Origin of the sequence: Streptomyces sp. ERV7 (assembly GCF_001653515.1) — a bacterium.
Classification (GTDB): domain Bacteria; phylum Actinomycetota; class Actinomycetes; order Streptomycetales; family Streptomycetaceae; genus Streptomyces.
This window is the reverse complement of sequence record NZ_LYOY01000107.1, coordinates 1-11,397: the sequence shown is the minus strand read 5'-3', so window position 1 is coordinate 11,397 and position 11,397 is coordinate 1. Positions and strand designations below refer to the sequence as shown.

Annotated in this window: 11 protein-coding genes and 2 pseudogenes; 2 read left to right on the top strand and 11 right to left on the bottom strand. The window is 69.8% G+C overall.

Annotated elements, in window-relative coordinates; genetic code table 11:
- From A8W25_RS31385 to A8W25_RS31375, 3 genes and pseudogenes are all read right to left on the bottom strand, one after another.
- Positions 1-212: pseudogene (locus A8W25_RS31385) on the bottom strand (hypothetical protein); the annotation flags it as partial.
- Positions 209-1,429: a hypothetical protein gene (locus tag A8W25_RS35350; protein ID WP_234386749.1), complete on the bottom strand. Its 1,221-nt coding sequence runs from the start codon at positions 1,427-1,429 to the stop codon at positions 209-211. The pseudogene A8W25_RS31385 and the gene A8W25_RS35350, both read right to left, overlap by 4 nt.
- Before the next feature lie 804 nt (positions 1,430-2,233).
- Positions 2,234-2,935 carry an SDR family oxidoreductase gene (locus A8W25_RS31375; RefSeq protein WP_067167904.1) on the bottom strand — a complete coding sequence of 234 codons (702 nt, stop codon included), beginning with the start codon at positions 2,933-2,935 and terminating at the stop codon, positions 2,234-2,236.
- 285 nt (positions 2,936-3,220) lie between these two features.
- Between A8W25_RS31375 and A8W25_RS31370 the strand changes: the two genes are divergently transcribed.
- On the top strand, positions 3,221-4,042 hold the full coding sequence (locus tag A8W25_RS31370; RefSeq protein ID WP_234386742.1) for a helix-turn-helix domain-containing protein: 822 nt from the start codon (positions 3,221-3,223) through the stop codon (positions 4,040-4,042).
- Between the two features lie 195 nt (positions 4,043-4,237).
- Here the strand turns inward: A8W25_RS31370 and A8W25_RS31365 are convergent, their stop codons facing one another.
- Complete coding sequence (locus A8W25_RS31365; protein WP_067167903.1) at positions 4,238-4,810, bottom strand: hypothetical protein; 573 nt, start codon at positions 4,808-4,810, stop codon at positions 4,238-4,240.
- 816 nt (positions 4,811-5,626) lie between these two features.
- The gene (locus A8W25_RS31355; protein WP_067167899.1) at positions 5,627-6,466 is read right to left on the bottom strand and encodes a hypothetical protein; all 840 of its coding nucleotides are present in this window, start codon (positions 6,464-6,466) and stop codon (positions 5,627-5,629) included.
- Between the two features lie 142 nt (positions 6,467-6,608).
- On the opposite strand from A8W25_RS31355, the gene A8W25_RS31350 reads away from it, so the two are divergent.
- Positions 6,609-7,469: a hypothetical protein gene (locus tag A8W25_RS31350; RefSeq protein WP_067167898.1), complete on the top strand. Its 861-nt coding sequence runs from the start codon at positions 6,609-6,611 to the stop codon at positions 7,467-7,469.
- Here the strand turns inward: A8W25_RS31350 and A8W25_RS31345 are convergent.
- The 6 genes and pseudogenes from A8W25_RS31345 to A8W25_RS31320 all read right to left on the bottom strand — a co-directional run.
- Positions 7,444-8,316: an aldo/keto reductase gene (locus A8W25_RS31345; protein WP_067167908.1), complete on the bottom strand. Its 873-nt coding sequence runs from the start codon at positions 8,314-8,316 to the stop codon at positions 7,444-7,446. The genes A8W25_RS31350 and A8W25_RS31345 overlap by 26 nt on opposite strands.
- Positions 8,250-9,445 (bottom strand): annotated as a pseudogene (locus A8W25_RS31340) (JmjC domain-containing protein). The gene A8W25_RS31345 and the pseudogene A8W25_RS31340 overlap by 67 nt, the downstream one beginning before the upstream one ends.
- A gap of 74 nt (positions 9,446-9,519) precedes the next feature.
- On the bottom strand, positions 9,520-9,687 hold the full coding sequence (locus A8W25_RS34595; RefSeq protein WP_199831887.1) for a hypothetical protein: 168 nt from the start codon (positions 9,685-9,687) through the stop codon (positions 9,520-9,522).
- 113 nt (positions 9,688-9,800) lie between these two features.
- Positions 9,801-10,019 carry a hypothetical protein gene (locus A8W25_RS31330; RefSeq protein WP_067167894.1) on the bottom strand — a complete coding sequence of 73 codons (219 nt, stop codon included), beginning with the start codon at positions 10,017-10,019 and terminating at the stop codon, positions 9,801-9,803.
- An 18-nt stretch (positions 10,020-10,037) separates the two neighbouring features.
- Complete coding sequence (locus A8W25_RS33135; RefSeq protein WP_158942844.1) at positions 10,038-11,039, bottom strand: NUDIX domain-containing protein; 1,002 nt, start codon at positions 11,037-11,039, stop codon at positions 10,038-10,040.
- Between the two features lie 89 nt (positions 11,040-11,128).
- Positions 11,129-11,397 (bottom strand): hypothetical protein (locus A8W25_RS31320; RefSeq protein ID WP_234386735.1); only part of this gene is annotated, 269 nt, incomplete at its 5' end.

The following is an 11,397-nucleotide window of genomic DNA, read 5'->3' as shown; positions in this document are numbered from 1 at the left end:
GCCACATCCGGGTGTGTGACGCGGGCGTCGCGGTAGGCGACGGGGATGCGCAGTTGCGCGGCCTCCAGCGCCGGGGAGGGTCCCGGGGTGTCCGTGTCGGGTTCGGGGGCGGTGGGGTCGAAGGTGATGTTGCGTTCGGCGAGTTTGCGGGCGATCCAGGCCATCGCCGGGCTCTCGCTGCTCGTGCGCGGCGCGGTGGCGTAGGCGGTCACAGCGCGACTCCGAAGATCCCGGTCGGCTCGCTGGCGTTGAGGTAGGGCGTGTAGCCGCTGGGGGAGGGGGCCTGGCCCCAGGGCCCCGCGCCGGAGGCGGACGATGCGCTCCAGCCGGACGACGGCGCCGGGACCGGCTCGGCGTTGAGGACCTCGTTCACCAGCGAGGGCAGCACGCTGGGGTGCAGGCCCTTGGTCCGCAGCCGCTCCAGGGCCGGGCGCAGCGTGTCGGGTCCGTAGCCCTCCTCCAGCAGCAGCCGGATCTGCTTGCCGAGGTGGCCGAGGAAGGACTTCGGCGAGCGTCCGCCGGGGCAGGCGCGGATGTACTCGCTCATCAGCCGCTTCGCCGACCACTCACCCGCGCCCGCACCCTCCGGCTCCCCCTCGCAAGCGGCAGGCGGCGCGGGCGCCTCGCGCCCCCTACGGGAAGATCCAGGATCCAAGATCCTAGATCCAGTACGTGAAGCCTCACTGAATGTGGCCCCGATTACCTGCCCCTCGCCCTCGGAAAGGCCCTGACCTGCGGATTCGTCATTTGGCGGGACGGGTGCTGCGGGTGCGGGGGCAAGGGATGCGGCGATGGCTTCGGCCGTAACCTCGACCGGCATGGTGACCTGGGTCACCTTCGGCGGAGCCATGGTGATGCGGGTCACCACAGTCTTGGTGGCCTGCGTCACGTCGGCGGCTGCGGCGGGAGTATTCGGGGAGGCAGGCAATCCGGTACCGAGGCGAGGTGCTGACACCCCGCTGCTCGGCGCAGTGACCGCGGAGCCGGCGGCGTCACGCACCCCCGGCATGCCTGCGGCAGGCGCCAGGTCGCGGTGCGCGGCGGGGCACTGGGGGCGCTCGCATTCCCCGCACGCCTTGACGGCGTCGTGGGCCGGGCAGCGCGGCAGCCGGGAATCGCTCGGCCGGTTGATGCGCTGGTGGCGGTCCCAGGTGACGATGTGCAGCCACCGCTTGCCGTCGCAGCCGGTGTAGCGGCAGATCAGCCCCGCCTGGGCGAGCTGCTCCAGGTCGTCGGCGACGTCGGCGGGGGTGTGCTCGCGGCGCAGCGCCCACAGCCGCCCGGCGATGACCGCCGGATGGTCACGAAAGCGCCCGGCGTCGTCGGACTGGGTGAGCAGTCCGAAGAACGTCACCATCGCGGTGACCGAGACGCTCGCGAGGTCTTCGGACTCGAAGGCTTCGGGCTTGATGGTGCGGATGCGGGCCATCAGGCGGCACCTCCGCTCCGGCGGGCCGGATGGGGGCGGCGCGGCGTGCTCTTTGCGCCGTCCGCATCGCAGGCCGGGAAGCCCGGCCTTTTGCGCAGGGGCGTGCCCATGCAAGACTCTCTTTCGCAGTGATACCGCCGCCGGTATGCCCCTCGGGAAGGGCCGGTGCGGTGTTGATGGGTCTCTTCCGTCTTGCCGGACGGGAGATGAAGGGCTCATTCGCTTATGGCGCCCGGGAGTTGCCGTTCCCGGGCGCCGCAGCATTTGTGCGGGCTAACCGTCCCGTGTGCGGTGCATCTGGTCCTCACGTTGGTCGCCGGGTTGCCGCCCGGCGGGGGACGATGACCATACGTAGACGCCCGCGCAAGGTCCAGATCTGGCTCTAGAACCCTCCACAACATGTATGCGCCACGTTCTTTTGTGGTTCGCGTATGAGGCCGATGCTGGGCGAGTTGCTTGGCCGAACTGCCGAATAGCGGACGCGTGTGGGCCCCGGGCGCTCTGGCAGGTGTCGTGCCGGGGCGGGGTCCCGCTGCGGGGGCGTGCGGCAGGGAGGTCAGCTGCCGCCGGGGCGGCGTGGGCGTTGCGAGCCTGCCGGGCGTCGTGTGTGCTGGCCCGGGGCTGCGAGGGCTAGCGGCGTGTCGGCGGGCCGGGGCGCATAGAGCGCGGGCGGTCGGCCGGAGGCTGTCGGTGCATCAACAGCATGGCGGTGGGTTCCCCCTGGTGCATCCGGCGCGTGCGGGCGCGCGGTCGGCGAGGTCGTGAGCTGGACATTCAGAAGCGTGAGGCCACTGCCGGGCAGGGTCAGTGCCCCATGGCCATGCCGCCGTCCACCGCCAGCACGGCACCGGTGATGTAGCCGGCATCTTCACTGGCCAGGAAGCGCACGGCGGCGGCGACCTCGTCCGGCTGCCCGGTCCGTCCCAGCGGGATCTGGGCGAGAAGTGCGTGGTGCGGGGCGACCGTGTCGGTCGTCGGCCCCGGGGCAACCACGTTGACGGTGATGTTGCTGGGTCCCAGCTCGCGGGCGAGGGACCGGGCGAAGCCGATCAGACCGGCCTTCGCTGCGGCGTAGTTGGCCTGGCCCGCCGTGCCACGCAGAGCCGCCGCCGAGGAAACCAGGACGATACGGCCCGCACCAGCCTGCAGCATGCCGCGGCTGGCGCGCTTGACCGCGGTGAAGGCGGAGATGAGGTTGGTCTCCAAGGCTGCGTAGAAGTCGTCCTCGCCCATCCGCTCCACAGCGGAATCGCAGTGCAGGTCGGCGTTGGCAATGAGCACCTCGACCGCGCCGTGCCCGGCCTCGGCCTTTTTGAAGGCGAGGTGGACCTGCTCGGGGTCGGTGATGTCGCACCGCAGAGGCAGGCATCCCCGTCCCACCAGGTCCGCCGCCGGGACCCCGCTGCGGTAGGTGAATGCCACGCTGTCGCCTTCTTGCGTAAAAGCGCGGGCGATCGCGTGGCCAATCCCTCGGTTTCCGTCGGTAACCAGAACCGAGCGTGACATGAATGCCTCCCCATAGTGCCTGCGTCGCTTCCAGATTTCGGGGCGCCGCTCGTGATGCGGACTTTAAACGTGCAGGCAGGCGTACGAAAGAGGGGAAGTTACTAGTCAGGAACTACCAGTTCCGCTTACCATCTGGCCGGAACTGTCAGTTCCTCCCGTGCGTACATGTCAATTCGGAAAACCCCCTTCTGAGCAGGCTGAATAACTGGCTGTGTTGCACCCGTGACCCACGCCCGAAGATCAATTGCCAAAGGGATTGTGTCCTACATCTCAAAGGTTGTTCACGTGTCTCTTGTGGATCTGTCCGATTCCGGGCAGCCGACCATTACGCGCATCCTGCGCAATGCCCGAGCCCGCCGTGACCCGCGCGACATACCTGGATTCGAAGCCCTGCTCGGGCCGGCCCACCAGCTTGGCCTGACGCAGGATCACGTTGGCGCTCTGGCCGGCAAGAGCCCCCGCTGGTACCGGAATCTCGAGACCGGGAAGGACGGGAACTACAGCGAGGAGTTCCTCCAGGCCGTGCGGCGCATCCTCGACCTGACCGAAGCCGAATGGGAAACCGTCTACCGGCTCGTGCGCCACCGCACCCCACCGCCCACCACCGCCGCGCCGACCGTCAGTCAGAGCACCAGACTGCCGCCAGCCGTGCGGGCCCTTCTCGACCACGAGACCTGGCCCGCCTACGTGTGCGATCACCGCTGGGACGTCCTGGCCTACAACGCCCCGATGGCCACCTACTTCACCTGGCTCCTGCACGGCGAAAACGTCATGTTCTGGGCCCTCACCTACCAGGAAGCGCGCCGGCAGCTCATCGACTGGGAAGACGCCTGGGCCATTCCGATGATCACGCAGCTGCGCTTCCATGCCGAGCGGTGGCCACACGACGCCCGCATGCAGGCCGTCGTCGACGGCGTACTCGCCGACCCCGACGCCCGGCGCCTGTGGAAATCCTCGAACCTGCCCACCCCTGCCATGCCTGACGCCAATCAGCCCCGGCGCCTGTACCTCCCCGGCGAGGGCCCGAAGATCTTCAGCATCTCTCTGCTCGCGGCAGAGCTGGTCTCGATGCCGGGCTGCCGCCTGATGATCCTCGCCCCGGCATGAGAACAGACGCTCCCCCTGGTGTCGACGCGCAGGGGCCACCACGAGCTCCGACGCTCACGCCAGGGAAGGATCTCGTTAACGACCGTCGCCGGCGCCTCGCTGGATCCGTGCAGTGATCCTGCCGCGTGTACTCGCGTCAGAGTCTGCGGCCCCTGCCGCCGCAGGCGCTGTGAGTAGGTCCTCGGCTCGCCGGACTCAGCCGAGGCTGCCGCGCTTGCGGATCCAGGAGGGAAGGTGCGCGGTGTGCGCACATGCGCTGGTCAACATCTCCTCGGCCTCGGCCAGGGCGGTCGTGAGCTCGTCGACGTGCGTGTCATCCAACCTCAGCCGGGCCGCTAGAAGGATCATCAGGGCGCGGGCGGCGTCTGTGGTGGCCATGAACAGCGGGTCGGCGTCGACGGAGTTACCCACCAAGCGGAACCTCTCGCGCCTGTTGTGCAGTGCCCAGGCGATGTTGGTGACCTGCCAGTGCCAGAGCGGCAGCGCGGCATCCGCCTGGTCGTCCCCCTCCTCCATCGCGGTAATCGTGATGGGGATCAGCGCCTCCTCCTCCGGTTCCGCACCGCTCGCGGCGAGGTCCGCCTGCGTCTTCTGCGCGGCCTTCGCCGCGCGGGCGAAGGCCGCGGCAGCCAGCGCTGCCTGCGTGAAAGACTTGGTGGCGCCCGGGCCCTGCGGCGTGTACAGGTAGGGCGTGCCGCCCAGCAGCTCCACGACCTTGGCGAGATCCTCGATGCTGGGGACAGGGGCTGGGCGGGGAGATGCGCTCATGCCGATCAGCGTAGGGAGGAGCCACCTCCTTCGCTCGCCAGGATGTTCCATTGGGCTGCCGCTGCTGAGGTGGGTGAGCTGGCTGGTGCCCCGCGGCTACGGCGCCGCTCGATCGTCTGCGCCTTGCTCAGATGCCGGTACGGGCCAGCGTGGACAGCCGGTTCACCGGGGGCGATGACTCTTCCGGGCGGGGGCAGGCGTGCCGTGGGGCCGGGCGCCCGGCTCAGCACGGCGTTCCCACGTCGGCGGGAGCGGCAGGGGCCGACCCCGGTACGGGCGTGCGGTCCGTGTCGCCGATTGCCCGACGGGAGCGCCCCGAACTCCGCCAGGCGGGCAGTGCGCAAGGCTGCCGCAAGACGCTGGGCGTGACCCAGCAGCGGCTGCCCGTGTTCGGCGTGCATCTCCAGCAGTTCCCGCAGCGGCGATACGGCCAGCCGGTCACGCCAGGCCGGAAGGAGATCTTCCCGGGTACGCCATACCCCCTCCGCGCCGACCGCGAGCACCTCGGTGTAGGTCTGCTCCCAGGGCTGTGTGCCACGCGGGAACTCCGGCCGCTGCCGCTGCTCTGCCTGGCGGAGCAGACGGAAGAACGCAGCCCCGGCCTCCAGTTCCACAGGGGAGGGCACCAATGGCGGCGGTTGAGCGGCAGGGCAATCTCGTTCAAGCGGTCCGGCGGCGCAGGCGGGGACGCATTCATGGCCCTACGGTACGGACGCGCGGGAACGGGCCGCCACGAGTCCCGATTCGTCTGCGATAGCGGCGGTCTGCTCCGGTCCGGGCAGCCGACCAGGCCAGGCGTAACTCACGGGGCCGTTGTCAGGCGTAGGCGCTAGCCAGGGCCGTGTCCACGCGGGAGAGCTGGAGGGTGAGCGCGATGCCGTAGTGGTCGGAGTGCTCGCCCGTGTCGATGCGCCGGTAGCTGTCGAGTGCCGGGAGCAGGGCGGGAGTGAGATGGGCCTGGTCGACCCGGACCCGCCCCGCCTTCCCGGTCGGCTCCAGCAGCGAGGGGTCGCGGTGCAACACGGCCTGTATCGCCGCGGCATCGGTGAAACCGGCGTCCCGAAGAACCTGCCCGACGATGCGGTTGCCCCGCCACGGCTCGTCGTGATGCTGGCGACGCAGGCAGCGCGAGGCACGGTTGTAGGGCGGGACACGGTCCCAGTCGGGTTCCGGATCTCCCAGAGGCAGGTGGTTGATATCCCCTCCGATCAGGCCGATGCCGCCGTGCCGGTAGGCCCGCGCACACAAAAGCTGTGCCTCCTGTCCCGCGGCCTCGGCTGAGTACGGGGTCAGGTGAGCACTGATCGCCACCAGCGGGACCGGCCACGCGGCGGGAAGGCTCAGGGGTTGCAGCTGGAGTGCGCAGTATCCGTGGTGCAGGCCCGTGGTGCTGTACTTCGTCTCGGTGCCGATCACTTCCAGGTATTCGGGGTCCCAGGCGATGGCGGTAGGCAAGTGCCGGGACGGGGCGACAGCCAAGCGCAACCCAAGAGCCTTCTCGGCGTTCGCGGCCTGCTCGGGGTCAGCCAGGAAATCGACCTCCTGGAGGAGCAGGAGCTGCGGCTTGACCGTGCGGATGCAGTCGACCAGGCCCTCCCATCTGCCCGTGTCGGCGGCTCCGTACTGGACGTTCTGGCTCATCACGGTGAGATCCATACCTGTTCCTCATTTCGTGTCGGCAGCGGGTGCGAGGGGGTGGTTCGGTTGTGCTGGCCAGGAGGGCCTCGGCTCCGGGACCGTGCGGGCGCTGGGTGCGTAGCCGCGCGTGGCGTGGCGGGTGCGCTGATACGGTCGCCGCATGACGCTCCCGGCATCGCCAACCCGCCAAGTCGATCTGCGGGTTGAGCCTGTAGACGACGCTCTGGACCGGGTGGAGCGGTCTCTCGCGGTACGCCTGGACCGGACTGCCGCGGTGCGCAAGCGGCGTTCGGTGGGGGCGCGGACGGACCGTGGCACTTGGGTGCGGATTGAACGGCGGGACCTTGGCCGGATCGGTGTCCAGGGCTGGAACGGCACCGAGCTGGCCGCCCGCCTAGAGGGTGTCGTCCAGCCGGAGTGGCGGGGATGCGTGGTGTGGCGGGACGCGGTGGAGCCGGTGATGTGGCGGGCTGATGAGACCACGCTCCTGCCGGGCGCACCGGTCGGCACTGCCATTCTCAGCGAGGACCCGCGACTGCCGGAGGAGTGGTGGACGGCGTTCAACGCCTCGCTGGATGCCCTCGCTTCCCAGACCACCCGGCGCGTGGCCACGCCGGACACCGAGACGGTCACCCAGGACCTGATCACCAGGTCCCTTCGTGATGCCTTCCCCCACGCCGACGTCGATATGACCGTGGAGCGGTGGGTGCCGGCCCACGCGGACCTGAACTGGGCCAACATGACCGCGCCGGTGTTCTGCCTCTTTGACTGGGAGGACTGGGGCAGCGCCCCCCAGGGACTGGATGCGGCAGCCCTGTGGGGCAGCTCCCTCGCTGTCCCCGCGCTGGCTGAGCATGTGTGGCGGGAGCGGCGCGGCGACTTCGAGAGCAGGGACGGCAAGTTGATGACGCTGTTCGCGTGTTCGAAGATCCTGGGCCCGCACGCGCACCCGCAGGACCCGAGGCTGGATGCGGCACACCGCACAGCGGAGCAGATCATCGCGGACCTCCAGGCGGGCTGACCGCGTACACGTCCCGCAGGAGGCACCGGTATTCACGGATGGCCTGCTCGTCGACGTCGCAGGCCAGCGCATCAGTCAGTTCACCCAGGTGGGCACGATTGTCGGTGCCCACCGCCATCGTGGTCACGCGCGGGAGGTGGAAGGCCGTCCGGAACGCCGCTTGGAGGGGGGAGAGGCCGCAGTTGGGCGGCAGGAAGAGGCAGGGGTCGATCCGGTCCCAGATCGGGGCCCGGGTGCTGCCGCCGAAGGGACTCATCCCCCACACCTGCTCCTCGCCCAGACCCCACGCTGTGGTGAGGCGGTCAGCGGCGTCCAGAACGGGGAGGCTGGCCAGCAGCCCGGCACGGACCATGAGCACGGAGGGCCGTGGCGTGCTCGGGTCGATCAGGTCCGGCAGTGGTGCCGGGTTCCACGAGGCGATGCCCCATGCCCCGCACCACCCCCTGGCCGTCGCACTGGCGAGAGCGCCGCACGCCTGCGCCAGCACCTCCCGGCTCTGCTCGCTGCTGGGGCCGGGCAGGGAGCGCTCCGGGTTGTGCAGGAACACCAGATCGGGCTCGCGGCCCAGCTCCCGGGCCGTCTGCGCAACGGCTGCGGACAGCTGCACCGGGTCCAGGCAGTGCACTGCTCCGTTCGGCGTGGGGAAGTAGCCGACCTTGGTGGAGAGGCTGAACCGGGGCAGCAGATCACCAGCGACCCGCGCCAGCACCTGGTGGGACGTGAAGCCCAGGTAGTTGCTGCCGGTGTCGAGAGCGGTGACACCATGATCCAGGGCCCCGGTCAGAAGAGGGCGTTGGTGACGAGAGCGGTGTATCCCGAGGACAACTCGGGGGTCAGCACGGCGCATATCTCCTCCTCCACCAGGATCCCGGCCACCTCCACCGCATCGGCCCCCAGGGCGGCAGCCGCCTTCTCCAGTACGACGGGCTGGCCGCTGAGCAGCAGCCGCAGCGCGGGCACGGCCTTCGCCGTGAACGTGAGCTTCTTTCCCGCAGCCACCACGTCGACGGTCTCCCCGTGTTGCTGGAGGCCGGGAGGGAAATGGGTAGTGCACACCACGGGATCCAGCGGCCCCAGGACATCGAGGTAGGGCACGTGCCGGGGCAGCGCCGTCTCCTGCTCGTTGGCGGACAGGAAAGCGGCCGGCGGGCGCTCGCCGATCAGCCGAACAGCAGCTTCGGCCAGCTCCTCGCTGCCGGTGCTGTGGTGGCGGTCGAGGTCATGGCGGAAGACTTCCCGTTCGCGGGACCAGTCGGCCAGCCACGCCAGCCACTCGCCCCCGTGCGCTTCGTGATGCCGAACGTCACATGCAGGCTCTGGCCCGGTCCCTGGCTGGTGCGGGTGGCCGGGTGCCAGTGGCCGCGGGGAATGTGCATGACGTCGCCGGTTTTCACCACCCCCGACCAGAGCACGTCTTCGCTGGGGGTGTCGTTGGGGTGGCTGTCCCGGTACATCGGCGCCTTCCGGGAGGCCGCGCGTACCTCCCATTCCTTCTGGCCGGCGAGCTGGACGATCAGCACGTCGTGGTCGTCCCAGTGCAGCGGGAAGCCGGCGGCGTCGTTCGTCGTCAGGTAGGCGTTGACCTGCACCCGCTCATGGGACCACCACTGCAAGGCCCGGCAGGCGACTTCCATGGTCGGGTCGAAGATGTTGACCTGGTCGAGGATGAGCGTGGCACCCTCGTGCAGGAGGCGGCCCAGGGCACGCATGTTGACCATCGGGATGCTCTGGCCCCGGGGGCTGACACTATCGGTGTAATAGACGGCGGGGTGGACCTCAACGCCGTGCTGAAAGCACCGGAACTGCGGGCGGTTCAGACTCCTGCGCATCACCATGTCGAGCAGACCTTGCGGTGTCAGGACGCGGGAGACGAGCGCGGCGTCGCTGAGGCTTCCCCGTACGAACCCTGATCCCAGCTCCTTCGCGCCATGCCATCCCAGTGCCTTCTCGATGCCGCTGACCAGCCGGTGTTCCATGACTTCCTCCTCATCGGTGCGTGTCTGATGGGACGTACGGGAGCCCGGCAGGGCGGGCCCCCGCCGCCGGGGTGCTACTCGGTGTCGCTCAGGTTGCCGTCACCACCGGGCCACGGTGCATCGCCGGACGAGCCGGCGTTGTCGGACCGGAGACTGTCGTACCGGTTGTGGACGGCGGTCAGCTCCTCCACCGCCACCAAAAGCCCACTGCGGGCCGGAGGCGGTGTCGCGTTCTCGGCCACCTCGTACTCCTTCCTCTTCGGCACTCCCACCGGGACTCCGGCGGGAAGACAAAAACCCCTCAAGGCCCAGGCCACCCGCGGGCGGCCCCCGTCTGGGCCGTCGTGTGGTGTGGTCAGCCGAACGCGGTGACGAGCAGCCACAGGAAGGTGGACCACAGTCCCGCGATGGCCGCGAGCACGAGGAAGGCCGCGAGCAGCGCCGGGCCGTTCCGCTCGCCCTCCTGCTCCTTCGCCAGGGCCTTGGCCTTCTCCATCTCCCGTGCGGCCTTCTGCTCCATGTAGCAGGCGTGGCAGTGCGCGTCCGATCCGGCGGGTGGTATGTGCGCGTCCATACGGTCCCTCCCTGGCGCCTAGGAGCGGGGGATGCCGGAGCGCAGCTCGACGGGCCCGGTGTTGTTCCACAGCGTGGTCAGGCAGGCGTCGAGGCGCTGGTGCAGAGGTTCGTGGACCAGGGTCTTGCTGTCGTCGGCACTGGCCATGCGCCATTCGGTGTGCTGGTGGGGGTTGAGGCGGATGCGGGCGAGGTCGTGTTCGCCGAGGGTGGTGCCGTGGAAGGTGTAGGCCATGCGGGACAACTGGGGTGTGCCGTTGATCCAGTCCACGGCCAGCAGCCGCCCCACGGGAAGGTCGAGGTGCAGCTGACCGCGCAGAACACGACGGGCGGCTTCCCGCGGCCCTTCCCCCATATCGCTGCCGATTCCATCCCCGGGCAGATGCCAGGTGGGGTCGTAGCCCGAAGCGGGGTGGAGCAGCAGGGCATGACCGGCCGGGTCGGTGAGCAGCACGTTCACCTCGGCGAGGACTTTAGGACGCATGGCCTGGTGAAGGTCGGGGTCCAGGGCCCGGGTGTCCTCCAGGTGGGCACGCTGGGCGGGGGTGAATCCGGCGGGGGAGCCCAGCTGCACCCGGCCGCCGACGAGGTGCGCGATGGAACCGGTGTGCCAGGCCGCGACGGCGGCCCGTAACCGGCTGGCGGCCAGCGCGGGCAGGAGCTGGATCACCGCCTCGGGCGCCAGCCACCGCACGGTCAGCAAGGGCGGTGTCTTCACGGCGCGGACCTGGTGCTCATCGAGCGGACCCACCAGATGGACGTGGCTGACGAGGGTAAGGACCGGCGACAGTTGCTCGCAGTCGACGGCCAGCAGCCGCTTCAGGTGGTGGGGATGCACCCCGAACTGGCCATACAGGGTGTCGGCGAGCTCTGCTTCCGGGGCGTGGGCGCCACTGGCCTGCACACTCGGCAGGCACGCCACCGCGCCGCCGGTGGGGCGGGGCATGGACAGCACCAGCATCCGGCCCCGGGTATCGACCACCAGGGCGGTGGCGAGCACCGGCGGGGACGACTCCCTCACGGCGGGTTCGATATCTTCTGCCGCGCTATCGCGGGTCGGACGGGTCTGGTTGGGGGCGGCCACGGAATGGGCTCCTTGGGACGGCTGTGTCACGGACGGGTCCGGGCTGACTGAGCAGGAGAGGTGAGCTGGTGGCCGGCGGCGCCGCGGGAAGCGTTGAGGACGCCGTAGGACCAGCCGAGCGTGATCAGGTGGCATTCGTTGGCCGCGTTCCACCGCTTCCGCAGCCCCTGCAGTCGGTGCTGCATGGCGGTAACCGACAGATGGCAGCGCGCGGCGGCCTCGGGGTGGCTGTCGTCCAGCGCGAAGCGCCACAAGATCGCTACCTCGTGCGGTTCGGCGCCACCGCCGGGGGGTG